Here is a 25,700-nt window from a genome sequence, read left to right as displayed (position 1 = left end):
GTAATCGCGGGTAAACCCGCTCCCACACGGGCCCTGCAAAGTCCAAGAGTCATGTTTTGTTCTGTGGGAACGGGCTTGCCCTCCGGCCTTTCCCATGAAAGCCAACAGCATTAGCGTCATCGAGGTTTGCACATGAACGTTTTGATCATCGGCAGCGGCGGCCGTGAGCACGCCCTGGCCTGGAAAGTCGCCCAGGACCAACGGGTCGAGAAAGTCTTCGTTGCCCCGGGCAACGCCGGCACCGCCACCGAAGCCAAGTGCGAGAACGTCGCCATCGACGTCCTGGCCCTGGAGCAACTGGCCGACTTCGCCGAGAAGAACGTCGCCCTGACCATCGTCGGCCCCGAGGCACCGCTGGTTGCCGGTGTCGTCGATCTGTTCCGCAAGCGCGGCCTGGACTGCTTCGGCCCGACTGCCGGCGCCGCCCAGCTGGAAGGCTCGAAAGCCTTCACCAAGGACTTCCTGGCCCGCCACAAGATCCCGACCGCCGACTACCAGAACTTCACCGAGATCGAGCCGGCCCTGGCCTACCTGCGCGAAAAAGGCGCACCGATCGTCATCAAGGCCGATGGCCTGGCCGCAGGCAAGGGCGTGATCGTCGCCATGACCCTGGCCGAAGCCGAAGACGCCGTGCGCGACATGCTCGCCGGCAATGCCTTCGGTGAAGCCGGTTCCCGTGTGGTCATCGAGGAATTCCTCGACGGCGAGGAAGCCAGCTTCATCGTCATGGTCGACGGCGCCAACGTGCTGCCGATGGCCACCAGCCAGGACCACAAGCGTGTCGGCGACGCCGATACCGGCCCGAACACCGGCGGCATGGGTGCCTACTCCCCGGCTCCGGTGGTCACCGCCGACGTGCACCAGCGCGTCATGGACCAGGTGATCTATCCGACCGTGCGTGGCATGGCCGCCGAAGGCAACGTCTACACTGGCTTCCTTTATGCAGGCCTGATGATCGACAAGGCCGGCAACCCGAAGGTCATCGAGTTCAACTGCCGCTTCGGCGACCCTGAGACCCAACCGGTCATGCTGCGTCTTGAGTCGAGCCTGGTGCTGCTGGTCGAGGCCGCGCTGGCCAAGGCCCTGGACAAGGTCGAAGCGGTGTGGGATCCACGCCCGAGCCTGGGTATCGTCCTGGCTGCCGGCGGCTACCCTGGCGACTACGCCAAGGGCGCGCCGATCAAGGGCCTGGGCGCTGCCGCCGCGCTGCAAGGCAAGGTGTTCCACGCCGGTACCGCGCTGCAGGACGGCCAGGTCGTCACCAGCGGCGGCCGCGTGCTCTGCGCCACCGCCCTGGGTGATACCGTCGAGGCCGCCCAGCAACAGGCTTATCGCCTGGCTGCGGAACTCGACTGGGAAGGCGCTTTCTACCGCAAGGACATTGGCTATCGCGCCATTGCCCGCGAGCGGGGCGAGCATCAGGAGTAATCCGCCGGCACGCAAGCGCAGCGCCCGCGTGGCGCGGCTTGCGGCCAGTCGACAGGGCCCCTGCGGGGCCTTGCCTTCGACTTGGCAGGCCGCGCATAGTTGTGCACCGGCATCACGCTAGGAAGGGATATTTCGTGCGTTGGCTCAGGACTGCCATTGGAATCATCGTCAGCTTGCTGACCCTGCTCTGCCTGCCTCCGGCGCTTGCCGATTCCGGCAGCGGCTGGGCCGTTCTGCTCGATACCCAGGGCAACCTGCAACTCGGTGATATCCGCTCCGAACGCTACCGCAACCAGTTCGCCCCCACAGAACTTTCCCAGCTCAACGCCGCCGCGCCCAACCAGGCGCTCTGGCTGCACCTGCGCCTGCCTCCCCGTCAGCAGGAACAGGTGATCCGCGTCTTCGCCCCCGATCTTTCCCGTCTGGACCTCTACGTCCTGGACGGCAACACCCTGCTGCAGCAAAGCCATGCCGGCCGGCGCAGCGAGAGTGGCCTGCTGACCCTGGGCAGCAGCGACCACCTGCTTTCCCTCCCGGCCAGCCCGGTGGCACTGGACGTCTATCTGCGCCTGGTCTCCGAACACCAGTTGCGCCCGGGCATCAGCCTGCTGCCAGCGGTGGACGCCGCCGCCGACCAGCGCCGCCCGCTGCTGTTCGGCCTGCTGATCGGCTGCCTGGGCATGCTGGTCCTGCACAACCTGACCCGCTTCGCCTATTCGCGCTCGTCCAGCAGCCTGTGGCTGGCCGGCTACCACGTATTGATGATGCTCAGTGCGCTGATCCTGCTCAACCTCAGTGGTCCGTGGAATCTCTGGCACAGCGCGCAGACCCCGGCCGCCTATCTCACGGTGATGCTGGCCATTCTCTGCGGCCTGGCCTTCACCCAGCGTTTCTTCGCCCCGCTCGGGCCTTCGCCGGTCAACCGCCTGCTCCACGGGCAGATGCTGCTGGTGGTGTTCTGCGGGCTGTTGCTGTTGTTCGTCGACACCTTGCCGCTGAACCTGATGACCTACGCCCTGGTTGCCCTCGGCAGCCTGAGCATGCTGATCATCGCGGCGTGGCACTGGTACAAGGGGTTCGCCCCGGCACGGCTGTTCGCCCTGGCCATGCTGATCTTCAACCTCGGCTGCCTGGTGGTACTGCCGGCCCTGCTCGGCCTGACCCGCACGCCCACCCAATCGCTGCTGTTCATCCTCATCGGCCTTACCGTGCTGACCGGCCTGCTGCTCAACCTCTCGGTCAGCGAGCGCCTGCGCAGCATCAACGACGAGCGGGTCAGCGCCAGCCGCGAACAGGCGGCGAGCAACGCCGAGATCAACGCCAAGGCCGAGTTCCTGGCGAAGATCAGCCACGAGATCCGCACCCCGATGAACGGTGTGCTGGGCATGACCGAGCTGCTCCTCGGCACGCCGTTGTCGGTCAAGCAGCGCGACTACGTGCAGACCATCCACAGCGCCGGCAACGAGCTGCTGACCCTGATCAACGAGATCCTCGACATCTCCAAGCTGGAGTCCGGGCAGATCGAGCTGGACGATGTGCAGTTCGACCTCAATGCGCTGATCGAGGACTGCCTGGGGATCTTCCGGGCCAAGGCCGAACAGCAGAACATCGAGCTGATCAGCTTTACCCAGCCCCAGGTGCCGCGGGTCATCAGCGGCGACCCGACGCGCCTGCGCCAGGCCATGCTCAGCCTGCTCGACAATGCCCTGAAGAAGACCGACCACGGCGAAATCCTGCTGGTGGTGGCCCTCGACCAGCGCGGCGACCAACCGCGCCTGCGCATCGCCGTGCAGGACAACGGCGAAGCCATGCAGGCCCCGGAGCGCGAGGCCCTGCTGCAGGCCGAACTGCACAGCAAGCACTTCCTCTCCAGCAACAAGCTCGGCGGGCACCTCGGCCTGGTGATCGCCAAGCAACTGGTCAACCTGATGCACGGCGAATTCGGCATCAAGACCAGCCACAACCAGGGCAACACCCTGTGGCTGACCCTGCCCCTCGACGCCCAGCGCCTGGAGCAGCCGGCCACCGACCTCGACGCCTCGCTGCGCGGCGCGCGGGTGCTGGTGGTGGACGACAACGACACCTGCCGCAAGGTCCTGGTCCAGCAATGCGGGGCCTGGGGCATGAACGTCAGCGCCGTGCCGTCGGGCAAGGAAGCGTTGGCCCTGCTGCGCACCAAGGCGCACCTGCGCGACTACTTCGACGCGGTCCTGCTCGACCAGAACATGCCCGGCATGACCGGCATGCAACTGGCGGCGAAGATCAAGGAAGACCCGAGCCTCAACCACGACATCCTGCTGGTGATGCTCACCGGCATCAGCAACGCGCCGAGCAAGATCATCGCGCGCAATGCCGGGGTCAAGCGCATCCTCGCCAAGCCGGTGGCCGGCTATACCCTCAAGACCACCCTGGCCGAGGAGCTGGCCCAGCGCAGCAAGGCCCCGCCGCCGAGCCTGGCGCCACCGCCAAAGCCGGTGCCAATCGAACTGCCGGCAGACTTCCGCATTCTCGTCGCCGAGGACAACAGCATCTCCACCAAGGTCATCCGCGGCATGCTCGGCAAGCTCAGCATCGAGCCGGACACCGCCAGCAACGGCGAGGAAGCGCTGAAGGCGATGAAGGCCCAGCGCTACGACCTGGTGCTGATGGACTGCGAGATGCCGGTGCTCGACGGTTTCTCCGCGACCCAGCAACTGCGCGCCTGGGAAGCGGCCACCGGGCGCCCGCACACGCCGGTGGTGGCGCTGACCGCGCATATCCTCGCCGAGCACAAGGAACGCGCACGCCAGGCCGGGATGGACGGGCACATGTCCAAGCCGGTTGAACTCTCGCAACTGCGCGAGCAGATCGAATACTGGGTGGCCCGTCGCGAACAGTCGCGCCCGCCGGCGGATGCGCCGCTGTCACACTGATACACTTGCCCGGCCCCTGCCCTTTCGCGAGCCCCGACCATGCTCCATGAGTTGTTCAGCGTTTACCTGAAGATGCTCGTGCTCTACAGCCCGTTCTTCGTGCTGTCCTGCTTTATCAGCCTGACCCGCGGCTATTCCAGCAAGGAGCGCAAGCACCTGGCCTGGAAGGTGGCGATGGGCGTATTGATCGCCAGCGTCCTGCTGTACCTGTTCGGCCGGGTGATCTTCGGTGTGTTCGGCATCACCGCGGACGCCTTCCGCATCGGCGCCGGCAGCGTGCTGTTCATCTCGGCGCTGGGCATGGCCCAGGGCAAGTCGGCGGTACAAACCGACAACGTGCAGCAGGACGTGACCATCGTCCCCCTGACCATCCCCCTCACCGTCGGCCCCGGGACCATCGGTGCCCTGCTGGTGATGGGGGTCGGCCAACCGCACTGGGACGACAAGCTGCTGGCGATCGTCAGTATCGCCCTGGCCAGCGCCACCGTCGGCCTGGTGCTGTATCTCTCCAACCGCATCGAAAGGATCCTCGGCGACCAGGGCCTGCAGATCGTCAGCCGGCTGATGGGCCTGTTCGTCTGTGCCCTGGCGGCGCAGATCATCTTCACCGGGATCAAGGGTTACCTGCTGTCCTGATCACAGTTCGTAGAGTTCATCCTCCAGGGCCTTCAGCAGCCGCTGCCGGACCTTGTCGCCGAACTGCTGCTCGAACAGCCGGGCATTGAAACGCACCAGCTCGGCCCGCACCCGCAGGCTGGTGCGCTCGCGATAGAGAAAGCCGTTGCCCAGTTCCTCGCGGTTGAGGACCTCGTGATACAGGACCATGTCCACGTACCCCGGGCGCGTCACCCGGCATGGCAGCAACTGGAACGACGTCGACTCCAGCGAGCGCTGCTCGAAACGGAACAACGCCGGCTGGACCAGTCCCAGGGCATCGATGGACCAGCGGGTAATTTCGGAATACTCGGGGCCGGCGGCAGCGCCAATACGCCTGAGCATGGCCTCGCGCACCGAGCGCCGTTCCAGGTCGGGGTCGAAGGGTTCCCGCGGTGAGGTCGCGTCCCAGCCGAGGAATTTCAGTTGCTGGCGGTAATAGTCGTAGCCGTCGCTGACCTGGCCTTTATCGACCACCTCGCGGGTTGCGCGCTGGGCGAACAGCATGGCGGTCTGCACGCGCTCGCGCATGTCCTTGTCGACCTCCGGAAAAAAGGACATCAGGGCGTTGCCGACCACGGCCGCCCGAAGTTGCTCTGTCATCTTGGGTTTCCTCAATGAAGGGTATGGCTGGCCGGCATGCGGACCACGCCGTCGCGCTCGTTGTCACGCAGGTCCGGCGCGGGCTCGGCCAGCAGGCTCTGGAAGTACAGGTCGCCGCGCAGGGTTGCGCCGGGCAGCGGCGCTTTCAGCCAGTCAGCGCCGAGGGTGGCGCGGGTTTCCAGGGCGATGCTGCACAGACTCAGTTGCCCGTCGCGATGCAGTACGCCCAGTTCCAGCACCAGTTGGGTGAAATCGCCGCGCGGCTGCAGGGCGCTGCCCGACAGTTGCGCAAGCCCTGGCTGGTTCAGCAGCAGTGAATCGATGCCCAGTTCCAGCGCTTCGCCCGACTCGGCATGCTGGCTGCCCAGCCACAACAGCAGTGGCTGGGTCGGCGACAGCAGGGTCCGGCCTCCGGCGCTTTCCACGCTCTGGCAGCTGTGGGTCACCCGCCAGCCGCGCCGCCCGAAGGCATTGCGGTAGGCGCGGTACCAGCGCCGGTGCTGGTCGAAACGCGAGCTCATCACGCCGTCGGCGAGCAGCTGCGCCTGCCCCAGCGAATCCAGGGCGTGGCGCCGCTCCCGCTCGCTGACCTGCGGGGCGACCAAAACCAGGCTGCCCCCGGTGATCCACATCGTATAGCCGTCGACATCCATGTCCGTTCACTCCAGAAAATCGCCGGGGGCAAGCCGGCCGGGGTCAGATTTCGTAGTCCATGATTCGCGAAACCGCCCGCTCACCCAGGCGTTGCTCGACCAGATCCCGCGCCTTGGCGTAGACCTGGGTGTTGAACGACAGCGCTGCGGTGCTGCGGTAGGTCGCCGAGGTGTTGCTGTCCCAGTCGAACAGCACGGTATCGAGGTCTTCCTTGCGCACGGTGCGCTGGATCGCGCCCAGCGCCATGACCACCTCGCCGTCCTTGGTCTCGATGCACGAGGCCACGCCGACCATGACATTGGACTGGCGATACAGGCTGCGCTTGAACAGGGTCAGGGCTTCTTCGTCCTTGTTCAGGCCTTCGATGGCCTTCTCCGCGAAGGCACCCAAGGCCTGGACCAGCGGCCCGCCGCTCAGCAGGCTGGAAGCCGCCACCTGCACGGCCTTGACCGCGACGTTGGCGAGCTTGAGGGATTGCGCGGTATCGCTGGCTTTCTCATGGGTACGCCGGGCCACGGCCCAGCCGCAGTCGGTCATGGCTTCGAGGAAATAGTCGAACCAGGCTTCGCTCAGGGTGAGCTGGTTGTGTCGTTTGTTCGCGACCAGGGAAGCAAACAGATAGCTGTTCTTCACGTCCTGGCGGTTCTGCGCGGTCATGCCGGCGCCGAAGGCCAGCAGCGAGCTCTCCACCACGGCGGCGGAGCTCAGATCGAGGGGTTCGTGGGTATCTTGGGTCATTGCAAAGTCCTTCTTGGCTGTGCCCTCCAGGTGGAGGGAAGGCCAAGGTACGTGGCAATGGACGGAGGGTCAGGAACGAAGTCTTTCCCCTAAGGGCATGGGTATCTACACAACTAGGGCTGAAGGCTGACGCAATTCAGGTAGGAGCGTGGCTTGCCCGCGAAGGGCCGCAAAGCGGCCCCAAAACCTGCCACGCCGAGCATCTGGAGTACAGCAGTCGAGCAGGCGCTGATTCCAGAAAAGCGCTCTCCATCTAGCTCGTGCTGGATGGTTTTGGGGCCGCTTTGCGGCCCTTCGCGGGCAAGCCACGCTCCTACAGATTCTGCGTTGACCCGCCATCCGTTTCTGAGCGAGAGATGTGTAGATACCTATGACCTAAAGGCCGGGTCGCTGAGTCAGTGAGCCAGCTCTTGCGAAAGATGGGGGTGCCTGACGATGAGACGCATCAAGCAAAGCACTCCACCTGGCGGGACATGGCGCCCTTGCTCCCAGTCGCGAAGCGTCGCTACCGGAGTGGCTATGCGCTCGGCGAACATCGCCTGAGTCAGTCCGGAACGCTCCCGCGCCTGACGCACCAGGATTTGCTCAGGCGTGGTAATCCGGCCTGCTCCCGCGTTGGCTTCTTGCAGGGCTTGACGGAGGTCTGGAATGCTTTCGCCAGCATCCTCCTCGATGGCTTTGGCAACCGCTTCGATATCAATGTCACGCATATCACACCACCTTGCCGATTTCTGCGGGGCTCATGTTGGGTGTTTCCTATCACTTTTCGCTTCGCTCGATAGTACGGGAAACCCGTATATTACGGGCACATGGCTTGCTCATATGTTCGTATCAAGGTGCGGATGCCCAGTCCCCTAAAATTGTCCACATGAACGAGACAGTCATACCGTTTTCAGCCGATTTATCCTTTTTCGAGAAATCCCTAATCTGGACACATCTAGCGGCAACCACCCAAAACAAACTTCTCGAACCAAAGGATCTTCACCATGACCAACGCCACCTACAACCGCCTGAACAAAGACGACGCCGTAGTTCTCCTGGTCGATCACCAGACCGGCCTTATCTCTCTGGTACAGGACTTTTCGCCCAACGAGTTCAAGAACAACGTGCTGGCGCTGGCCGACCTGGCGAAATTCTTCGAACTGCCGACCATCCTGACCACCAGCTTCGAACAAGGCCCGAACGGCCCGCTGGTGCCAGAGCTGAAAGAGATGTTCCCTGACGCGCCGTACATCGCGCGTCCAGGCCAGATCAACGCCTGGGACAACGACGACTTCGTCAAGGCGATCAAGGCGACTGGCCGCAAGCAGCTGATCATTGCCGGTGTGGTGACGGACGTGTGCGTAGCATTTCCGACCCTGTCGGCGCTGGCTGAAGGCTTCGAGGTGTTCGTGGTGACCGATGCGTCCGGGACCTTCAACACCACCGTGCAGCAGGCTGCGTGGAACCGCATGACCCAGGCCGGCGCGCAGATGATGAACTGGTTCTCGGTGGCCTGTGAGCTGCACCGCGACTGGCGCAACGACATTGAAGGGCTGGGTAACCTGCTGTCGCAGCGGATTCCCAACTATCGGAATTTGATGAACAGCTATTCGGCGTTTACTGCCAAGTGATTGCTGAATGAAAGAAGCCCGCTCGGTCAGAGCGGGCTTCTTTGTTTGCTACCGTGCGATGGATTACATCACGGCTCTGCGAGTTCCATCGTGATCAGGTAGCGCTCCTCAGCAGAATGTTCTCTATCTCTCGTACGCGCCGCCCATAGCGAAACCTGATACCTGTCTCCTGCACGCCACCGCACTCGACTGTCATTGCTTGGGTCTCGCATCCATGCCCGCCACTCAGGGGTATCCGCAAACGGAGGATGAGTGTCGCCATCTACCAACTGCCATCCACCTTCCTTCCACTGCATCTGCAAATCGAGAATGATCTTGAGCGTTTCCTCCAGCTTCAATGGTTCGAGTTGAGGAGACAAACGCACGCTTCGGACCGTCTCATCAGGCATAAAACTCACTGTGAAAAAGCGGGCCGGCGGGGTCGTGAATTCATACTGCCTGTCCACCAGACGAAGACTGGCATCGGAACTCGGCTTCTGGTACCACGCACGCCCCGGCAATGCCGGCCCAATCTTGGCACTGGACCTGCGCTGCATTTCTAGCCAAGGCTCGCCGAGTCTGAGTGCGATTTCGGGATCCGATCCAGCCCCCAAGTAGGGGATGGCCCACGAAAGGATGCTCGTTAATACAAGCAAGCCCAGACCTCCACGCAGCATGTTTGTGATCACTGAACCCCATTCCCTTCTGCAATATCCATAATTGCCCTCTCGATAGCCGGACGACTCGTACCCCGTAGCAATTCATCAAACTGTTTAGCAGCCCTAAGCACGAATGGCATACGCTGTTCGACATCCGCCAGGTTGGCAAGAAAGGAGCGGTCAAACTCAATGGTTCGACCATCATCCAGTCGACGACACTGGCTGGCCAAGGTTAATTCAACTGGCTGCCCAACGCCCCTCGGCAGATTAGTCACATAAGCGAGCTGGTTGCCCTGCAAGAGGGTCACCAATCGAGGATCGTTGTACATGATATTTTGCAGGACATTAACTTGCTCGTGCTCAGCCAGAAACTCTACGCTTCGGGCGACATCTCCCGACTCGATACATTCAAACGCCAATATGATTTCTTTAAAATCCCGCCCAAATCGCAAATCTATTTCCATCACCGGCCAGTAGACCAACCTACCGTCTTTTTTGTGAATATTTGATCGCTTCGAGAGACACTCCTTCAGCTCTTTCAAACCGCGCTTTGCGTAAAACGCGTGAAGCGGAAAAACATCGAGGAAGAGAGCTGTATTTCCGAACGCGAGCATTTCGTTTACATATTGAAACTGCTCTCGAATAGTTCCGTTCGCTTTCGACTGAACCCAGTGAGTGCCTAGATTGTGCATGTTCATCAAGCGTTGCATCGGACGAATCGAGGCTTTCCTGTCAGGGGCGACGTTCAACAACGGAAAGGGATTGTCTTCACGCGCTTGCCGATAGTCGTGAAGGTCAGACAAACTCTGCCCTGTGAGGCGTTCAAACTCAGACAGACCACTATGGTTGTCCCCGTCGAGCACACGCTGCGCAGCAGCATCCTCGGCTTGCATTTTCTCGATGATATCGGAAGCATGCAGTAACCCACAGCCCACCTGTTTGGATGCAAAGGCCGCAAGACCTGCCCACTGGAAACGGTTATCGTATAACCACAACTTGGCGTAGGCCGCATTGATTGCACGGTTACGCTCTCGCGGATCGGTTATCAGCGCACCACCTGGAGCTATGATCTCCTCCGCCTCTCTCTGAAAGGTAATCCATAAGCATTCGCATGTAAGTATTCGCAGATCGGTGATACGCTCCCAACGGCCGTGCTCATCGCACCTTAGCCATCTGTCGCACTCTGAGATTGGTCGATCCGGCCTGTGCAGTTCGAGCTTGTCAAACTCATGTTCCTCGAACAATTTCATTTCAACTCCTCGCCTTACTAGCATAAAGGGGAGGAACTGTATTGACGAACACTCTAGAAGCTCAAGGAATTTTCAAATACAAAAACATCATGAATCAACTTACAAAAAGACACAACTCCGCCTCACCTGAAGGCACTTCAAAATCACACTAATTTTCCTTGGCAGCTCATCTGTTTGCGCAGAACAGGACTAAATCCCCTAGGAAAATTCCTACCAATAAATTGATTTCCATAAGTTTCATAAAATTCTCAACAGAGCTATTCAAAGCTCGGAGATAATGGCGAGTTGCCAGGCGGACTTGTCCGCTCGCACAAGACAGTCATACAGCTTTCAGCCGATTTATCGCTTTTCGAGAACGGTCCGCTGGTTCCAGAGCTGAAAGAGATGTTCCCGGACGCCCCGTACATCCCGCGTCCAGGCCAGATCAACGCCTGGGACAACGAAGACTTCGTCAAGGCGATCAAGGCCACTGGCCGCAAGCAACTGATCATCGCAGGCGTAGTGACGGACGTATGCGTGGCCTTCCCGACCCTCTCGGCGCTGGCTGAAGGTTTCGACGTGTTCGTGGTGACCGATGCGTCCGGGACCTTCAATACCACTATGCAACAGGCTGCGTGGAACCGCATGACCCAGGCCGGTGCGCAGATGATGAACTGGTTCTCGGTAGCCTGTGAGCTGCACCGCGACTGGCGCAACGATATCGAAGGGCTGGGCAATCTGCTGTCGCAGCGGATTCCCAACTATCGCAACCTGATGAACAGCTACTCGGCGTTCACTGCCAAGTAAGGGATGTTGTTGCTGATGGCCTCATCGCTGGCAAGCCAGCTCCCACAGGTTCAGCGGTGCACGCGATCCCTGTGGGAGCTGGCGTTGCCGGCGATGAGGCCGGAGCAGGCGACATCAATCCTGCGGATACCACCGCGGCGTATACACCCACTCCCCACCCTCAGCCCGGGCAAAGGTCCGGGTAGTCGAAGACCCCACCAACACCATCGTGCGCATATCCACCATCTCCGGCACCAGCTCGCCCAAGGTCACCACCTTCAGCGATTGCCCTGGCCGGGCGATATCGCGACCGAGCACCACCGGCGTGGCCGCGTCGCGATGACGACGAACGATGTCCAGCGCCTGCCCCAACTGCCACGGACGGGAGCGGGATATCGGGTTGTAGAAGGCCATCGCCAGGTCCGCCTGGGCCGCAAGATCCAGACGCTTCTCGATGATCGACCACGGCTTGAGGTTGTCCGAAAGCGAGATCACGCAGAAGTCATGCCCCAGCGGCGCCCCGGCCTGGGCCGCCGTAGCCAGCGAGGCCGAGATACCCGGCAGCATTTCCAGCTCGACCCGGTGCCAGGCCGGATCATCCGACGCCTCCAGCGCCTCAAGTACCGCCGCTGCCATGGCAAACACACCCGGGTCGCCAGACGACACCACGATCACCGAGCGCCCCTGCGCCGCCAGCTCGAACGCATGCCGCGCACGCAGCAGTTCTTCGCGGTTGTCGGTGCAGTGCAGCACCTGGTCCTCACGGAACGGCCCGGCCATGCGCACGTAGGTTTCATAGCCCAGCACATCGTTGGCCCGGGCCAGCTCGGCCTTGACCGCCGGCGCCATCAGCTCGGCAGCGCCAGGACCGAGGCCGATCACCGCAACCCGACCACGGGCACGACCGATCCGCTCCGGATCGATAGGCTCGGCCGCCACGGCGATCGCCAGACCCTCGCCCACGACCTGAGGAGCGAGCAATTGCGGCAGGGCATGGGCAGCCAGTTCGCTGACCGAAGCAGCGGCTGCGAAACGCAGCGGCACGCCCAGGTCAGCAGCCGCGACATGCAGCGACGCCTCGGCCGTCTCGTCTTCACTGGCCAGCAGGCAGGCCAGCGAAGCCTCGGCGATCTTCGCCTGATGCAGCGCAGTACGCACCGATCCAGCCAGTTCCGGCACAACCGCCGATACCGCCACCAGCACGCAACGCGGATGGATCAGCAACTCATTGGCCACCGCCTCGCGCTCGCCACAGCCGACGCGGATAGTCAGTTGCGCCGCTTCGCTCTGCGGCAAACGGGCCTCGTCCAGCCAGGGCGCGGCACCTTCGATACGCACGCTTTCCCCGGCCAGCAGATCGGAAACGAAACGCTTGCCCAGCTCCAGGTCCGCCAGTGCATAACCACTCGGCGGATTGAGCAGGCAGGTGCCGAAACGCAGCTCGCCACTGGTGGTGATCGCCGCCGCGACACCCAGCCCGGCCGCGATTTCCCGGGCCATCACATTCACCCCGCCCAGCCCGCCAAGCAGCGGCACCACGGCGCTGCCGTCCTCGGCCACGGCCAGCACCGGCGGCTCCGCGCCCTTCTCCAGCAATACACTGGCGAGGCTGCGGATAACGATGCCGGCGGCGCACAGGGCAATGATCGGCGTGTCCTGCTGGTAGAGCTGGCGCAGGGTCGCGCCGAATTCCTGATAGCTGCGGTCGACGTCCTCGACCCGGCCGGCCAGGCCGTGGATCAGGGCATCGGGGTAGAAGCGCTGGATCTTCCGGGCGGTATCCAGGCTGCCCTTGCCGAGCACGACAATGGCGGGTGCGCGTCGGGTCATCAGCCTTGCCACCTTTCGCCAGGAACGATGATCAGCGAGAAGTACGGCGACGACTGCGGATCGACTTCATCCAGCGCGACGATCTTCTGATTGGCCATGGTCGCCCGCTCGACGTACAGCGCACGGCCATCCAGGCCCAGCTCGGCCAGAACCGCGCGGACCTTGGGGAAGTTGCGCCCGAGCTTCATGATCACCGCCGCATCGGCATCGGCCAGGCGGCGCTTGAGTTCGTCATGGGGCAGCACGCCGGAGAGCACCGACAGGCTCTGGTTGCGATACACCAGCGGCGCACCGAGCACCGAGGCGCCACCGAGCATCGAGCACACGCCCGGAATCACCTGGGCGTCGTAGCGCTCGGCCAGGCGGTCGTGCAGGTACATGTAGGAGCCGTAGAAGAACGGATCACCTTCGCAGATCACCGCCACATCGCGGCCGGCATCCAGGTGTTCGGCCACAGTGACGCTGGCTTCATCGTAGAAATCGCTGATGACCTGCTCGTAGGACAGCGGTGCCGGCAGGGCCTCGGTGGTCACCGGGTAGACCAGCGGCAGGAGGGTCTGCTCGCTTTGCAGGTACTGCTCGATGATGCCGAAGGCGTTGCCGCGCTTGCCCTTGGCGACGAAGTACGCCACCACCGGCGCTTCGCGCAGCAGGCGCAGGGCCTTGAGGGTGATCAGTTCAGGATCGCCGGGGCCGACACCCAGGCCGAGCAAACGTCCGCGGGCCTGCATCATTCCACCTCCGTGGCGAGGGCGTTGACTGCGGCAGCCGCCATGGCGCTACCGCCCAGGCGGCCTTCGACGATCACGAACGGTACGCCACGGCTGTCGGCGGCGAGCATCGCCTTGGATTCGGCGGCGCCGACGAAGCCCACCGGGAAGCCGAGGATCAGCGCCGGTTTCGGAGCGCCGGCATCGATCATTTCCAGCAGGTAGAACAGCGCGGTCGGGGCATTGCCGATCACTACCACGCTGCCTTCCAGATGTGGCCGCCACAGCTCCAGGGCCACGGCGGAACGGGTATTGCCCAGCTCTTTCGCCAGGTCCGGCACGCTCTCGTCGCGCAGGGTGCAGATCACTTGGTTGTTGGCCGGCAGGCGCGCGCGGGTGATGCCTTCGGCGACCATGCGCGCGTCGCAGAGGATCGGCGCGCCCTGGGCCAGGGCTTCGCGACCGGCCTTGCCGGCGCCTTCGGAAAAGCGCAGCGAGTCCACTACCTCGACCATGCCGCAGGCATGGATCACCCGCACCGCGAGCTTTTCCAGGTCGGCCGGAATCCGCTCCAGGCGGGCCTCCTGGCGAATGATGGCGAAGGAGTTGCGATAGATCTCCTGGCCGTCGCGGATGTAATCAATCATCGAGGGTTGCTCCGTGGCGGGCGTCCAGGGTGGCGCCCGCTTCTTCCAATGTCAGGTTGCGCCCGGCAAGGCTGCCGGGGCCCGGCTGGGCCGGGTCGTGAAAATACAGGTCGTAGCGACCGGGGCCGACCGCCAGCAAGGTGCTCGGCGCGGTATGGGCCATGGCGCAGGAACGCTTGCAGCCGCTCAGGTGGATACCGGCGACCGGGCCGCGCTGGCGCAGGCTGGAGGCCAGTTGCACGGCGTCCGCCTTGGTATCGGCCAGGGCCTTGGCGCAGCCGGCGGAACCGGTGCAGGCGACCACGCCGGCCATGGGCGCGGCAGGGTCGGTGATCAGGCCAAGACAGGCCAGACCGGCCAGCACCCGCTCTGCCTGGGCCGCCGCCACATTGGGCAGCAGCACGCTTTGCCAAGGGGTCATGCGCAGGCTGCCGTCGCCCAGCTCGCGGGCCAATGCCGCGACGCCACGCAGTTGCCGGGCGCTCAAACGTCCGAGCGGCGCCATGGCACCGACGGCGACACGGCTCGCTTGCTGCTGGGGATAGACACCCAGGTGCAGGGCGAGGTCACGTCCCTGGCGGCGCCAGCCGGTGACGGCGGCGTCACGGCGCAAGGACAGCGGCAGGCCGGCGAGGAATTCGTCGACGCCCACGCTCTGCAGCAGTTGGCGCATGCGCGACTGCCCGGCATCGGCCAGGTCGAGGAAGCGCTTGAGCACCGCGTGCACCAGGGCCAGACCGTCGCTCAATGGAACGGCGGCCAGCGGCGCGTCATGTCCGGGGCAGCCGGCCAGGCCGAAGGCCAGCCACAGCTGGTCGTCCAGGCGCAGCGGCGACAGCCACAGGTCATGAGGATGGCGCAGCATCGCCAGGGCCTCGCCGCCATCCAGTTGCACGGCGAACTTGGCCGACAGTTCATGGAAGCGTGGCGTGGTCTGCAGCAGGTCGAGCATCCGCGCGCCCAGCGCCCGGGTATCGAAGAGCATGGCCGGGTCGAAGCCGGCGGCCGGGCTGAGCATCAGGTTGCGCACATCGTCGCCGGCCGCTTCCCGCGGGCCGAGGCCGGCGGCGAGCAGTTGCGCGACCAGCCCCTGGTGATCCTCGCCCACGCCGCGAATCTGCAGGTTGCTGCGGTTGGTCACCTCGATCACCCCGCCGGCGAAACGCTCGGCCGCCGCCGCCACGGCCTCGGCCTGGTCGGCTTCGAGATGCCCGGCATCCAGTTTGATCCGCGAGATCCCGCCGTCCAGCGCCTGGACGATGCGCCACAACCCCGGGCAGGCCGAGGGGCGAATGGCAGGAACAGGGCAGGACTGGCTCAAGGGATCACCCGTCAATCGTGGAAAAGCGGCTGGGTGCCGGAAGGCGCGGTATTATGCCTGCTTTGCCCGGCGGCGGGCCAAGCCTGCCGGTCGGATTGCCCCGGAAAAGAGGAACGGCATGGCGCCCTGGTTGACCATAGTAGGAATCGGCGAAGACGGCTTCAGCGGCCTCGGCAAGCAGGCCCGCAGGGCACTGCTGGGGTCGGCGAAGGTGTTCGGCAGCCCGCGCCAGCTGGAACTGCTGCCGCACTGCCTGAAAGCCGAGCGCCTGACCTGGCCCAGCCCGTTCTCCCTGGCCCAGGTCCTGGCCTTGCGCGGCGAACCGGTGTGCGTGCTGGCCAGTGGCGATCCGATGTTCTACGGCGTCGGCGCCAGCCTGGCGCGGCAGGTGCCGGCCGCCGAGCTGAACGTGATCTCCGCACCGTCGTCCTGCGCCCTTGCCGCCGCCCGCCTGGGCTGGCCGTTGCAGGAGGTGGTGATCGTCTCGGTGGTCGCCCGTCCCCTTGCTCAACTGAACGCCCATTTGTACAGCGGCCAGCGCCTGCTGGTGCTGTGCAACGACGGCAGCAGCCCGGCCGCCATCGCCGCGCTGCTGCGTGAGCGGGGTTTCGGGCCAAGCCGGATGACGGTGCTGGAACACCTGGGCGGCCCCGCCGAACGCCAGGTGCAGGGCAGCGCCAATGACTGGAACCACGAGGCGGTCGCCGACCTCAACCTGCTCGCCCTCGAATGCCTGGCCGATGCCAGTGCGGCGCACCTGTCGCCGCTGGCCGGGTTGCCGGACAGCGCCTTCCAGCATGACGGCCAGATCACCAAGCGCGACGTCCGCGCCATCACCCTCGCCCGCCTGGCCCCGCGTCCGGGCGAGCTGCTTTGGGATGTGGGCGCCGGCAGCGGCTCCATCGGTATCGAGTGGATGCGCGCCCATCCCTCCTGCCGGGCGCTGGCGATCGAGGCCGACGAGGGGCGCCAGCAACTGATCGAACTCAATCGCGACGCCCTCGGCGTGCCCGGCCTGCAACTCATCCGTGGCCGCGCGCCGGAGGCCTTGCAGGGGCTGGAGCCGCCAGACGCGATCTTCATCGGCGGCGGCGTGACCATTCCGGGCGTGCTGGAGCATTGCTGGGCGCAACTGCGCCCGGGCGGTCGCCTGGTGGCTAACGCCGTGACCCTCCAAAGCGAAGTGCGCCTGATGGACTGGCGCCAGCGCCACGGCGGCGAGCTGACCCGCATCCATGTCGCCCAGGCCCAGCCTCTAGGCGGCTTCGACACCTGGCGCCAGGCCCTGCCGATCACCCTGCTCGAAGCGCTCAAGGATGCGTGAGGAAAGCGCCGAACAGCCGGCCCCGCTGCGCAGCGGCCTGACCACCGGCAGCTGCGCCACCGCCACCAGCCTCGCAGCGGCGCGCCTGCTGCTGACCGGACAGGCCCATGACGCAGTGGAGATCACCCTGCCCAAGGGCAAGCAGGTGCAGATGCGCCTGGAGTTCTGCCGCCTGCATGAAGACGGCGCCGAGGCCGGCACCCTGAAGGACGCCGGCGACGACCCGGACGTGACCCACGGCGCCCTGCTCTACAGCCGCGTGCGCCTGATCGCGGAGCCCGGCGTGCGCTTCGTCGCCGGGCAAGGCGTCGGCACCGTGACCCGGCCTGGCCTGGTCCTGGCGGTGGGCGAGCCGGCGATCAATCCGGTACCGCGGCGGATGATGAGCGAGCACCTGACCCAACTCGCCGCAGATTGCGGCTATGCAGGCGGCTTCGAAGTCACGGTCAACGTGCAGGACGGCGAAAGCCTGGCCCTGAAGACCATGAACCCGCGCCTGGGCATCCTCGGCGGGCTGTCGATCCTCGGCACCAGCGGCATCGTCCGGCCGTTTTCCTGCTCGGCCTATATCGCCTCGATCCACCAGGGCATCGATGTGGCCAAGACCAACGGCTACGAACACATCGCCGCCTGCACCGGCAACGCCAGCGAGGACACCATGCGCCGGGTCTACAACCTCCCGGAGATCGCCCTGATCGAGATGGGCGACTTCGTCGGCGCGGTGCTCAAGCACCTGCGCAAGGTGCCGGTGGCGCGCCTGAGCCTGTGCGGCGGCTTCGGCAAGATCAGCAAGCTGGCCGCCGGGCATATGGACCTGCACAGCCGGCATTCCAGCATCGACCTGCCGCAACTGGCCGAATGGGCGGCGGCGGTCGGCGCCGATGCCGGGTTGCAGCGCGCAATCATCCAGGCCAACACCAGCCAACAGGCCCTGGCCCTCGCCCATGCCGCCGGTGTGCCGCTGGGCGACGCGGTATGCGCCCACGCCCTGGCCTTCGCCCGCAGCGTGGTGCCGGCGCAGGTCGAGGTGGAAGTCTTCGCCATCGACCGCCAGGGCGGGATCGTCGGCAAGGCGGGTGTGCAATGAACCGGCGGGTGCTGTTGCTGGGTGGCGTGGCCGAGGCGCTGCGGATCGCCCGGCAGTTGGGGCCGCAGCATGTCTACAGCCTCGCCGGGATCGGCCGGGTGCCGGATGACCTGGCCTGCCAGGTGCGGGTCGGCGGATTTGGCGGGGCCGAAGGGCTGGCGGAGTACCTGCACAGCGAGGGCATCGATCTGCTGATCGACGCGACTCACCCTTACGCCGCGCAGATCAGCGCCAATGCCGCCCGGGCCGCCGACCTTGCCGGCATTCCCTGCTGGGCCCTGCGGCGTCCGGCGTGGGAAGCGCAAGAAGGCGACGACTGGCACGACGTACACGACTGGGCCGGGCTGGTCGAGGCGCTGCGGCCGTTCCGGCGCCCGCTGTTCACCCTCGGTCGCGAACCACTGCAACATCTCGACGAAATCCCGCCTGGGCAGTTCTGGACCCTGCGCGCCCTCGACGCCTGCCCCGGCAACGAGCGCTGCGAGGTGATCGGCGCGCGAGGTCCCTTCCTTCTCGAAGACGAGCGAGCGCTGTTCGAGCGCCGCCAGATCGATGTGCTGATCAGCAAGAACAGCGGCAGCGGCGCCACCGAACCCAAGCTGCAGGTGGCCCGGGAGCGCGGCATCCCGGTGCTGATCCTTGCCCGCCCGGCCCTCCCGAACGTCGACCGGCAGTTCCCCGACCCGGCCAGCCTGCTGGCAGCGCTGAGCGCAGAACACTTGCTGTAATTGCCCGGTGCTTGCCAATCCCCGGGCAAGCGTTTCCAATGCCGTACCCCCTCACAACGCAAGGCTGCGGACTATGGAACTGCAATGGTGGATCTGGCTGGTGCTGGGCTTCGGCCTGATCCTGCTGGAACTGGTGCTGCCCACCTTCTTCATCATCTGGTTCGGCATCGGCGCGGTGGCCGTCGGGGTCATCGCCGGGCTGGTGCCGGGGCTGTCCCTGGCCAGCGAGCTGATCATCTGGGTGGTGCTGTCGTCACTGACCGTGGCCCTGTGGTTCAAGGTGTTCAAGCCGCGCCAGGCCGACAAGCGCTGGACCGCCGACGAAGTGATCGGCGAAGTCGGCCTGCTCACCGTCGCGGTGTCCGAGTTCCAGAAAGGCCGCGTGCGCTTCCAGAAACCGATCCTCGGCAACGAGGAATGGACCTGCATCGCCAATGCCGACATCGCGGCCGGCGAGCGGGTGCGCATCGTCGCCATCGAAGGCAACACCGTAAGGGTCGCCAAGGCCTGAACACGGGGTTCAGGACATCATCAAAGGAGAGAGAAACGACATGACCAGTCTGATCATTACCGCAACCATCGCCCTGTTCGTGCTTGTCACCGTGTTCAAGGGCGTACGCATCGTGCCCCAGGGCGAGGAATGGGTGGTCGAGCGCCTGGGCCGCTACCACACCACCCTCAAGCCGGGCCTGAACATCCTGGTCCCGTACATGGACGTGGTCGCCTACCGCCTGCCGACCAAGGACATCATCCTCGACGTGCAACAGCAGGAAATCATCACCCGCGACAACGCGGTGATCGTCGCCAACGCCCTCTGTTTTGCCAAGGTGGTGGACCCGCAGAAAGCCTCCTACGGCGTGGTCAACTATGCCTACGCGGTGACCAGCCTGACCATGACCTCGCTGCGTGCCATCGTCGGTGCGATGGACCTGGACGAAGCGCTGTCCAGCCGCGAACAGATCAAGGCGCGGTTGCGTGAGGCCATGTCGGAACAGACCGAGGACTGGGGTATCACCGTGCGTTCGGTGGAAATCCAGGACATCAAGCCGTCGCCCAGCATGCAGACGGCGATGGAGCGCCAGGCTGCTGCCGAGCGTGAGCGGAAAGCCGACGTGACCCGTGCCGAAGGCGCCAAGCAGGCGGCGATCCTCGAAGCCCAGGCCCGCCAGGAATCGGCCAAGCTCGATGCGGCAGCCCAGGTGAACCTGGCGGAAGCTTCGGCCCAGGCCATCACCCTGGTGAAGAATGCGGTGGGCACCGACGTGACCCCGGCCATGTACCTGCTGGGTGAGCGCTACATCAATGCCATGGAGAACCTGGCGGCGAGCGACAACGCCAAGATGGTGGTGCTGCCGGCGGATCTGCAGGAGGCTGTGAGAGGGATGCTGGGCCGAACCAAATCCTAAGACCGATCGCTTGTCCTCTTGTAGGAGCGTGGCTTGCCCGCGAAGGACCGCGAAGCGGTCCCAAAATCTCGCGGGCAGCACCAATTTTGGGAGCGCTTCGCACTCCTTCGCGGGCAAGCCACGCTCCTACAGGGGTGATGAGCCAGCCATTCGGTGCGGCACTTCATCGCACCCCCATTTTTTACTTCCCCCCGATCTTCTGGCTAAATAGCCAGCATCCAAATCCCACCGGATCAACCCATGCCCGCACACCGGCTTGCCTACGCCTGGATCGCCTGCTTCGCAGTGCTGTTCAATCTGCTGGCCATGCCGTTGTCCGCGTCCGCCGCCAAGGCCCCAGCCGAGCAACTGTTGTGGGGCGCGTTCTGCTCCACCGGCGGCACCAAGCTGGTCGCCATCTCCATCGGCCAGCTCGACCCCAGCCAGAGCAACGACGACCACGCCGTCATGCAGCATTGCTGGTGCTGTTCCGGTTCCGCCCCTGCCCTGGCCCTGCCCGGCACACCCGCACAACTGACGCTGCCCGAACATGCCCTGGCCAGCGCCCTCGATGCACTCCCCCCCGCCCAGCCGACACCCCGCGAACGCTGGCCTGCGCTCAATCCCCGCGCCTCCCCTTCGGTCTGATTCACCTACGCTCTTAACGCGCACAATCCGAATCGACTGGAGACACCCCATGTTCAAGAACGCCCTGCTGCTGGCCGCCCTGCTGCTGCCTGCCGGTTTCGCCACTGCCCACGAATACAACGCCGGCAACCTGCATATCGCCCACCCGTGGTCCCTGGAACTGCCACCGAACGCACCCAACGTCGCGGCCTATTTCATCATCGACAACAAGGGCGCCGAGGCCGACCGCCTGCTCAGCGTCGATACGCCGATCAGCGACCGCTCCGAACTGCATGAACACGTGATGAACGGCGACGTGATGCGCATGCAGCAGGTGCCGAATGTCGCCGTGCCGGCCCACGGCCAAGTGACCTTCAGCCCCAGCGCTTACCACGTGATGATCATGCAGCCCAAGGACCGCAGCCTGCTGACCGACGGCAAGCGCTTCCCGCTGACCCTGCACTTCGAGAAGGCCGGTGACGTCACCGTGGAAGTCGCGGTGCAGAAGCAGCCACCTGAAGGGACCTCCGCCCACCAGCACTGATCGCTGAACGCTGCTCGCCATGAGCCTCGCCCGGACCGAACGGCACCGGCCACCGCGCCCTGATACCAGGAGCAAACGCGCTGGCTGGCTGAGCCTGTTCGCCATGCTGATGATGTTCATCGGACCGCTGGTTTCCCAGTCGATGCCGATGCAGCACGGCTCTTCCATGCCCATGGACATGGACATGGCCGCGGGCATGCACATGGACGGCGGGCACCACGGCGACGGCCACCACGGCGGCGATGCCTCGCTGCATGTGATGTGGGAGAAGTGCGGCTATTGCAGCCTGTTCTTCCACTGCCCGGCCCTGCCGCAGCAACTCAGCCCGCTCAACAGCGAAATCCTCGCGACCAGCAACCGCCTGGTCATCCAGCCCCGCCACGGCCACCCGCGCCAGGCCTTCTTCCCCGGCGCCCGCAGCCGCGCCCCGCCTTCCCCATCGATCGCCTGACCACCTGACAACAACGTGCTTCGCGGACGGCAGCCTGCCGTGCCCGCGTGCACCTTCATGACCGATCGATGTTGGAAACCCTATGTCCAGCTCCACCCCTGTCTATCGTTTGTCCCTGCGCGGGACCATTGCACTGCTTTGCGGCAGCCTGCTGGCCCCGGTCGCCCTGGCCGCGGAACCCGGCCACGAAGGCCATGAGCATGACCCAGCCGAACTCAGCCCGACGGTGATCACCGCCGTCGCGCCCAGCTCGCCACTGACCATCGTCACCAACCCCAAGGACCCGCGCCAGCCGATCCCGGCCAGTGATGGCGCCGATTACCTGAAAACCATCCCCGGTTTCTCGGCGATCCGCTCCGGCGGCACCAACGGCGACCCGGTGCTGCGCGGCATGTTCGGCTCGCGCCTGAACATCCTCACCAATGGCGGCGTGATGCTCGGCGCCTGCCCGAACCGCATGGACGCGCCGACCTCCTATATCTCCCCGGAAACCTACGACCGCCTCACCGTGATCAAGGGCCCGCAAACCGTGCAATGGGGCCCGGGCGCATCGGCCGGGACCATCCTTTTCGAGCGCGAGCCGGAGAAGTTCGGCGAGTTCGGCACACGGGTCAACGCCAGCCTGCTGGCCGGTTCCAACGGGCGCTTCGACAAGGTGCTGGATGCGGCGGCAGGTGGCCAGGAAGGCTATATGCGCTTCGTCGGCAACCAGTCGCGTTCCGATGATTACAAGGACGGCAACGGCGACACCGTGCCGTCGAAGTGGGACAAGTGGAACGGCGATGTCGCCATCGGCTGGACCCCGGACAGCGACACCCTGCTGGAACTCACCGCTGGCCGTGGCGACGGCGAGGCTCGTTACGCCGGGCGCGGCATGGACGGCTCGCAGTTCAAGCGCGAAAGCCTCGGCCTGCGCTTCGAGAAATCCAATATCGGCGAGGTCTTCGACAAGCTCGAGGCTCAGGTCTACTACAACTACGCCGACCACGTGATGGACAACTACAGCCTGCGCACGCCGTCCGGCACCGGGATGATGGCCGGCCCCATGGCCAGCAACGTCGACCGCCGCACCCTGGGGGCGCGAATCAAGGGCACCTGGCGCTGGGAAGATGTGACCCTGGTCAGCGGCATCGACGCGCAAACCAATGAACACCGCCAGCGCATGGGCATGGGCGTCAACACCTACGGCAACCAGCCCTGGACCAAGGACGCCGACTTCCACAACTACGGCGTGTTCGGCGAACTGACCTGGGAGCTGGACAGCCAGGACCGCCTCATCAGCGGTGCTCGCCTGGATCGCGCCTCGGCCAAGGATTTTCGCCAGCGCATCGGCTCGGGCATGATGAGCATGCCCAACCCCACCGCCGGCGAGACCCGCGCCGACACCCTGCCCAGCGGCTTCGTGCGCTACGAGCACGACCTGGTCGACATCCCCGCTACCACCTACGTCGGCCTGGGTCACGCCCAGCGCTTCCCGGACTACTGGGAGCTGTTCTCGCCGAGCTCAGGCCCGCTGGGCTCGGTCAACGCCTTCGACTCGATCAAGCCGGAGAAGACCACCCAGCTGGACTTCGGCATCCAGTACAAGACCGAGACCCTGGAAGCCTGGGCCTCGGGCTACGTCGGCCAGGTTCGCGACTACATTCTTTATGACTACCGTGGCGGCGCCAATGTGTCCCGCGCCGACAATATCGACGCGCGGATCATGGGTGGCGAGATGGGCGTGGCCTACCAGCTGACCTCCAACTGGAAGGCCGACGCCACCCTCGCCTATGCCTGGGGCAAGAACAGCAGCGACGGTTCGGCCTTGCCGCAGATGCCGCCGCTGGAAAGCCGCCTCGGCCTGACCTACAGCGAAAGCGACTGGAGCGCCGGCGCCTTGTGGCGCCTGGTCTCGGCGCAGAACCGGGTGTCGGAGAACTACGGCAACATCGTCGGCAAGGACTTCGACAAGTCCGCCGGCTTCGGCGTGTTCTCGCTCAACGGCGCGTACCGCGTGAGCAAGCACCTCAAGCTCAGTGCCGGCGTCGACAACCTGTTCGACAAGGCCTACGCCGAGCACCTGAACCTGGCGGGCAACGCCGGCTTCGGCTACTCCGGCACGGAAACGGTGAACGAGCCGGGACGCACCTTCTGGACCAAGGTCGACCTGAGTTTCTGATCCAGCCCGGGCGCGGCCGCGTGCCGCGCCCCTCATTCGGGAGCGCTCCATGAGCAAGCCATCGTTTTCCTTCTACAACCTGGCGTGGCGCTGGCACTTCTATGCCGGGCTGTTCGTCGCGCCAGTCATGATCCTGCTGGCGGTCACCGGGATCATCTACCTGTTCAAGCCGCAGCTGGACCCGCTGATGTACCGCTCGCTGATGGTGGTCGAGGCCGGGCATCACAAGCACCCGGCGGACCACCTGATGCACCTGGTGCAGGAGGCGTATCCGGGCGGACAGGTCAGCCAGTACCTGCCGGCGCCGGCGGCGGACCGCAGCGCGCAGTTCGTGGTCAAGCGCGACGGGCAGGAGCTGAACGTGTTCGTCGACCCGTACAACGGCAAGTTGCTGGGCGACCAGGATGCCAAGAGCAACCTGCAAGCCGTGGCCCGGGCCCTGCACGGCGAATTGATGGTCGGCACCGTCGGTGACCGCGTGGTGGAACTGGCGGCGGGCTGGGGCATCGTCCTGGTGGTGTCCGGCCTGTATCTCTGGTGGCCGCGGGGCGGGCGTTTCGCCGGGGTGTTCTGGCCGCGGATGACTGCCCGCGGGCGGGTGCTGTGGCGGGATCTGCATGCGGTCAGTGGCTTCTGGGGATCGCTGGTCCTGTTGCTGATGCTGCTCAGCGGAATGACCTGGACCGGGTTCTGGGGCAAGCAGTACGCCGACCTGTGGAACCGCTTCCCGGCGGCGATGTGGAATGACGTGCCCACCTCCGACCAGGAAGCCCGCACGCTCAATACCGCTGCGCGGCAGACCGTGCCGTGGGCGGTGGAAAACACCCCGATGCCGCAGTCCAGCGGCGCCCACGCCGAGCACCAGGGCCATATGCACATGGACAGCGGCCCGGCGGCGCCGGAGGTCAGCCTTCAGAAAGTCGAGGACATCGCCACCGGGCGCAGCGTCGAACCGGGCTACAGCATCACCCTGCCGACCAGCGCCAGCGGCGTGTTCACCATCGCCGTGTTCGCCGATGATCCGCGTAACGATGCGACCCTGCATATCGACCAGTACACCGGGAAGGTCCTGGTGGATGTGCGCTGGCAGGACTACAGCACGGTAGCGCGGGCCACGGAGCTGGGGGTGATGCTGCATGAGGGCAAGATGTTCGGTTGGCTGAACCAGATGCTGATTCTGCTGATCTGCCTGATGGTGCTGCTCGGCTCGGTGAGCGGGCTGGTCATGTGGTGGAAGCGTCGGCCCGAGGGTGGCCTGGGTGTTCCGCCGTTGCGCCATGACCTGCCGCGCTGGAAGACGGCGACGGTGGTGATGATTGTGCTGGGCGTGGCGTTCCCGCTGGTGGGGCTGTCGATGCTGGTGGTGTGGGGGCTGGACCGGGTGTTCGGCAAGCGCCTGCTGGTAGCCAGGGCCTGATCTCTTGAAAGCGACACCGACCCTGTGGGAGCTGGCTTGCCAGCGATAGCTATGGTGAATTCACTGCTGCAATCGCTGGCAAGCCAGCTCCCACAGGGTGCGCGGCGCTCTTCAGTGCGGCGGCCTGTCCAGCACTATCCAAGCGAAAACTAAAGCCTCACATGTAGTCCCTTTCGCCTTTCCTGGCAGGCATCCCCCTAAAGTCGAGTCATC

General features: G+C 64.8%; 24 protein-coding genes and 1 pseudogene. 15 read left to right on the top strand and 10 right to left on the bottom strand.

The features are described 5' to 3' along the window. The first annotated feature begins 132 nt into the window (after positions 1–132). The 3 genes from purD (at position 133) to AC2CQI_RS23390 (ending at position 4,976) form a co-directional block, all read left to right on the top strand. Complete coding sequence (gene purD, locus AC2CQI_RS23400) at positions 133–1,428, top strand: phosphoribosylamine--glycine ligase (RefSeq protein WP_075804686.1); 1,296 nt, start codon at positions 133–135, stop codon at positions 1,426–1,428. Between the two features lie 134 nt (positions 1,429–1,562). Further along, entirely contained in the window at positions 1,563–4,340 is a 2,778-nt protein-coding gene (locus AC2CQI_RS23395) for a hybrid sensor histidine kinase/response regulator (RefSeq protein ID WP_484578021.1), read from the top strand. A gap of 39 nt (positions 4,341–4,379) precedes the next feature. Further along, positions 4,380–4,976, top strand: coding sequence for a MarC family protein (locus AC2CQI_RS23390; RefSeq protein WP_075804688.1), 597 nt, complete (start codon positions 4,380–4,382; stop codon positions 4,974–4,976). Here the strand turns inward: AC2CQI_RS23390 and AC2CQI_RS23385 are convergent, their stop codons facing one another. The 4 genes from AC2CQI_RS23385 to AC2CQI_RS23370 all read right to left on the bottom strand — a co-directional run bounded on the left by AC2CQI_RS23385 (position 4,977) and on the right by AC2CQI_RS23370 (position 7,699). Further along, the gene (locus AC2CQI_RS23385; protein WP_484578020.1) at positions 4,977–5,597 is read right to left on the bottom strand and encodes a hypothetical protein; all 621 of its coding nucleotides are present in this window, start codon (positions 5,595–5,597) and stop codon (positions 4,977–4,979) included. Between the two features lie 11 nt (positions 5,598–5,608). Beyond that, entirely contained in the window at positions 5,609–6,250 is a 642-nt protein-coding gene (locus AC2CQI_RS23380; RefSeq protein WP_075804690.1) for a hypothetical protein, read from the bottom strand. Between the two features lie 43 nt (positions 6,251–6,293). After that, the gene (locus tag AC2CQI_RS23375; protein ID WP_075804691.1) at positions 6,294–6,989 is read right to left on the bottom strand and encodes a hypothetical protein; all 696 of its coding nucleotides are present in this window, start codon (positions 6,987–6,989) and stop codon (positions 6,294–6,296) included. A gap of 395 nt (positions 6,990–7,384) precedes the next feature. Then, positions 7,385–7,699, bottom strand: coding sequence for a helix-turn-helix domain-containing protein (locus AC2CQI_RS23370; RefSeq protein WP_484578019.1), 315 nt, complete (start codon positions 7,697–7,699; stop codon positions 7,385–7,387). Between the two features lie 276 nt (positions 7,700–7,975). Here AC2CQI_RS23370 and ycaC point away from each other — a divergent pair, with 276 nt between their 5' ends. Beyond that, a complete protein-coding gene (ycaC, locus tag AC2CQI_RS23365; RefSeq protein ID WP_484578018.1) occupies positions 7,976–8,602 on the top strand; it encodes an isochorismate family cysteine hydrolase YcaC in 627 nt (208 codons plus the stop codon). Positions 8,603–8,670: 68 nt separating this feature from the next. Here the strand turns inward: ycaC and AC2CQI_RS23360 are convergent, their stop codons facing one another. Continuing rightward, on the bottom strand, positions 8,671–9,270 hold the full coding sequence (locus AC2CQI_RS23360) for a hypothetical protein (protein ID WP_484578017.1): 600 nt from the start codon (positions 9,268–9,270) through the stop codon (positions 8,671–8,673). After that, on the bottom strand, positions 9,267–10,490 hold the full coding sequence (locus tag AC2CQI_RS23355; protein WP_484578016.1) for a DUF2515 family protein: 1,224 nt from the start codon (positions 10,488–10,490) through the stop codon (positions 9,267–9,269). Before AC2CQI_RS23355 ends, AC2CQI_RS23360 begins: the two co-directional genes overlap by 4 nt. A gap of 354 nt (positions 10,491–10,844) precedes the next feature. Between AC2CQI_RS23355 and AC2CQI_RS23350 the strand changes: the two are divergent. Further along, positions 10,845–11,276: pseudogene (locus tag AC2CQI_RS23350) on the top strand (isochorismatase family protein); the annotation flags it as partial. Between the two features lie 114 nt (positions 11,277–11,390). Here AC2CQI_RS23350 and cobJ read toward each other — a convergent pair. The 4 genes from cobJ to cobG are packed head-to-tail and all read right to left on the bottom strand — an operon-like array spanning position 11,391 to position 15,763. After that, entirely contained in the window at positions 11,391–13,085 is a 1,695-nt protein-coding gene (gene cobJ / locus AC2CQI_RS23345; RefSeq protein ID WP_484578015.1) for a precorrin-3B C(17)-methyltransferase, read from the bottom strand. Further along, positions 13,085–13,816, bottom strand: coding sequence for a precorrin-2 C(20)-methyltransferase (locus tag AC2CQI_RS23340; RefSeq protein WP_075804695.1), 732 nt, complete (start codon positions 13,814–13,816; stop codon positions 13,085–13,087). Before AC2CQI_RS23340 ends, cobJ begins: the two co-directional genes overlap by 1 nt. Then, on the bottom strand, positions 13,816–14,442 hold the full coding sequence (locus AC2CQI_RS23335) for a precorrin-8X methylmutase (RefSeq protein ID WP_484578014.1): 627 nt from the start codon (positions 14,440–14,442) through the stop codon (positions 13,816–13,818). Before AC2CQI_RS23335 ends, AC2CQI_RS23340 begins: the two co-directional genes overlap by 1 nt. Continuing rightward, positions 14,435–15,763 carry a precorrin-3B synthase gene (gene cobG / locus AC2CQI_RS23330; protein WP_484578013.1) on the bottom strand — a complete coding sequence of 443 codons (1,329 nt, stop codon included), beginning with the start codon at positions 15,761–15,763 and terminating at the stop codon, positions 14,435–14,437. Before cobG ends, AC2CQI_RS23335 begins: the two co-directional genes overlap by 8 nt. 118 nt (positions 15,764–15,881) lie before the next feature. Here cobG and cbiE point away from each other — a divergent pair, with 118 nt between their 5' ends. The 10 genes from cbiE (at position 15,882) to AC2CQI_RS23280 (ending at position 25,487) form a co-directional block, all read left to right on the top strand. Further along, complete coding sequence (cbiE, locus tag AC2CQI_RS23325; protein WP_484578012.1) at positions 15,882–17,087, top strand: precorrin-6y C5,15-methyltransferase (decarboxylating) subunit CbiE; 1,206 nt, start codon at positions 15,882–15,884, stop codon at positions 17,085–17,087. Next, positions 17,080–18,174, top strand: a complete 1,095-nt coding sequence (locus tag AC2CQI_RS23320) for a cobalt-precorrin-5B (C(1))-methyltransferase (protein WP_484578011.1) — start codon at positions 17,080–17,082, stop codon at positions 18,172–18,174. The genes cbiE and AC2CQI_RS23320 overlap by 8 nt, the downstream gene beginning before the upstream one ends. Beyond that, positions 18,171–18,902, top strand: coding sequence for a cobalt-precorrin-6A reductase (locus AC2CQI_RS23315; RefSeq protein WP_484578010.1), 732 nt, complete (start codon positions 18,171–18,173; stop codon positions 18,900–18,902). The genes AC2CQI_RS23320 and AC2CQI_RS23315 overlap by 4 nt, the downstream gene beginning before the upstream one ends. Positions 18,903–18,975: 73 nt before the next feature. Further along, positions 18,976–19,413, top strand: coding sequence for an NfeD family protein (locus AC2CQI_RS23310; protein ID WP_075804701.1), 438 nt, complete (start codon positions 18,976–18,978; stop codon positions 19,411–19,413). A 40-nt stretch (positions 19,414–19,453) separates the two neighbouring features. Beyond that, positions 19,454–20,308 carry an SPFH domain-containing protein gene (locus AC2CQI_RS23305; RefSeq protein ID WP_075804702.1) on the top strand — a complete coding sequence of 285 codons (855 nt, stop codon included), beginning with the start codon at positions 19,454–19,456 and terminating at the stop codon, positions 20,306–20,308. A gap of 240 nt (positions 20,309–20,548) precedes the next feature. Beyond that, complete coding sequence (locus tag AC2CQI_RS23300; protein WP_075804703.1) at positions 20,549–20,935, top strand: DUF2946 domain-containing protein; 387 nt, start codon at positions 20,549–20,551, stop codon at positions 20,933–20,935. Positions 20,936–20,984: 49 nt separating this feature from the next. Further along, the gene (locus AC2CQI_RS23295) at positions 20,985–21,458 is read left to right on the top strand and encodes a copper chaperone PCu(A)C (protein ID WP_484578009.1); all 474 of its coding nucleotides are present in this window, start codon (positions 20,985–20,987) and stop codon (positions 21,456–21,458) included. A 19-nt stretch (positions 21,459–21,477) separates the two neighbouring features. Beyond that, positions 21,478–21,909 (top strand): DUF2946 domain-containing protein, encoded by a 432-nt coding sequence (locus AC2CQI_RS23290; RefSeq protein ID WP_075804705.1) that lies wholly within the window; start codon positions 21,478–21,480, stop codon positions 21,907–21,909. Between the two features lie 82 nt (positions 21,910–21,991). Further along, complete coding sequence (locus AC2CQI_RS23285) at positions 21,992–24,070, top strand: TonB-dependent copper receptor (RefSeq protein WP_484578008.1); 2,079 nt, start codon at positions 21,992–21,994, stop codon at positions 24,068–24,070. Positions 24,071–24,119: 49 nt separating this feature from the next. Further along, positions 24,120–25,487: a PepSY-associated TM helix domain-containing protein gene (locus AC2CQI_RS23280; protein ID WP_484578007.1), complete on the top strand. Its 1,368-nt coding sequence runs from the start codon at positions 24,120–24,122 to the stop codon at positions 25,485–25,487. Positions 25,488–25,700 lie beyond the last annotated feature (213 nt).

The organism is Pseudomonas sp. P2S-1, from assembly GCF_057197725.1.
This window is presented reverse-complemented; position numbering and strand designations above follow the sequence as displayed.

What these genes read in the sequence shown, in the direction of transcription:
- AC2CQI_RS23335 (WP_484578014.1), bottom strand. Translation starts at nt 14,442, where the DNA reads ATGATTGATTACATCCGCGACGGCCAGGAGATCTATCGCAACTCCTTC.
- AC2CQI_RS23370 (WP_484578019.1), bottom strand. Translation starts at nt 7,699, where the DNA reads ATGCGTGACATTGATATCGAAGCGGTTGCCAAAGCCATCGAGGAGGAT.
- AC2CQI_RS23305 (WP_075804702.1), top strand. Translation starts at nt 19,454, where the DNA reads ATGACCAGTCTGATCATTACCGCAACCATCGCCCTGTTCGTGCTTGTC.
- AC2CQI_RS23355 (WP_484578016.1), bottom strand. Translation starts at nt 10,490, where the DNA reads ATGAAATTGTTCGAGGAACATGAGTTTGACAAGCTCGAACTGCACAGG.
- AC2CQI_RS23290 (WP_075804705.1), top strand. Translation starts at nt 21,478, where the DNA reads ATGAGCCTCGCCCGGACCGAACGGCACCGGCCACCGCGCCCTGATACC.
- AC2CQI_RS23320 (WP_484578011.1), top strand. Translation starts at nt 17,080, where the DNA reads ATGCGTGAGGAAAGCGCCGAACAGCCGGCCCCGCTGCGCAGCGGCCTG.
- ycaC (WP_484578018.1), top strand. Translation starts at nt 7,976, where the DNA reads ATGACCAACGCCACCTACAACCGCCTGAACAAAGACGACGCCGTAGTT.
- AC2CQI_RS23310 (WP_075804701.1), top strand. Translation starts at nt 18,976, where the DNA reads ATGGAACTGCAATGGTGGATCTGGCTGGTGCTGGGCTTCGGCCTGATC.
- AC2CQI_RS23300 (WP_075804703.1), top strand. Translation starts at nt 20,549, where the DNA reads ATGCCCGCACACCGGCTTGCCTACGCCTGGATCGCCTGCTTCGCAGTG.
- AC2CQI_RS23380 (WP_075804690.1), bottom strand. Translation starts at nt 6,250, where the DNA reads ATGGATGTCGACGGCTATACGATGTGGATCACCGGGGGCAGCCTGGTT.
- AC2CQI_RS23295 (WP_484578009.1), top strand. Translation starts at nt 20,985, where the DNA reads ATGTTCAAGAACGCCCTGCTGCTGGCCGCCCTGCTGCTGCCTGCCGGT.
- cobJ (WP_484578015.1), bottom strand. Translation starts at nt 13,085, where the DNA reads ATGACCCGACGCGCACCCGCCATTGTCGTGCTCGGCAAGGGCAGCCTG.
- AC2CQI_RS23315 (WP_484578010.1), top strand. Translation starts at nt 18,171, where the DNA reads ATGAACCGGCGGGTGCTGTTGCTGGGTGGCGTGGCCGAGGCGCTGCGG.
- AC2CQI_RS23375 (WP_075804691.1), bottom strand. Translation starts at nt 6,989, where the DNA reads ATGACCCAAGATACCCACGAACCCCTCGATCTGAGCTCCGCCGCCGTG.
- AC2CQI_RS23285 (WP_484578008.1), top strand. Translation starts at nt 21,992, where the DNA reads ATGTCCAGCTCCACCCCTGTCTATCGTTTGTCCCTGCGCGGGACCATT.
- purD (WP_075804686.1), top strand. Translation starts at nt 133, where the DNA reads ATGAACGTTTTGATCATCGGCAGCGGCGGCCGTGAGCACGCCCTGGCC.
- cbiE (WP_484578012.1), top strand. Translation starts at nt 15,882, where the DNA reads ATGGCGCCCTGGTTGACCATAGTAGGAATCGGCGAAGACGGCTTCAGC.
- AC2CQI_RS23390 (WP_075804688.1), top strand. Translation starts at nt 4,380, where the DNA reads ATGCTCCATGAGTTGTTCAGCGTTTACCTGAAGATGCTCGTGCTCTAC.
- AC2CQI_RS23340 (WP_075804695.1), bottom strand. Translation starts at nt 13,816, where the DNA reads ATGCAGGCCCGCGGACGTTTGCTCGGCCTGGGTGTCGGCCCCGGCGAT.
- AC2CQI_RS23280 (WP_484578007.1), top strand. Translation starts at nt 24,120, where the DNA reads ATGAGCAAGCCATCGTTTTCCTTCTACAACCTGGCGTGGCGCTGGCAC.
- AC2CQI_RS23385 (WP_484578020.1), bottom strand. Translation starts at nt 5,597, where the DNA reads ATGACAGAGCAACTTCGGGCGGCCGTGGTCGGCAACGCCCTGATGTCC.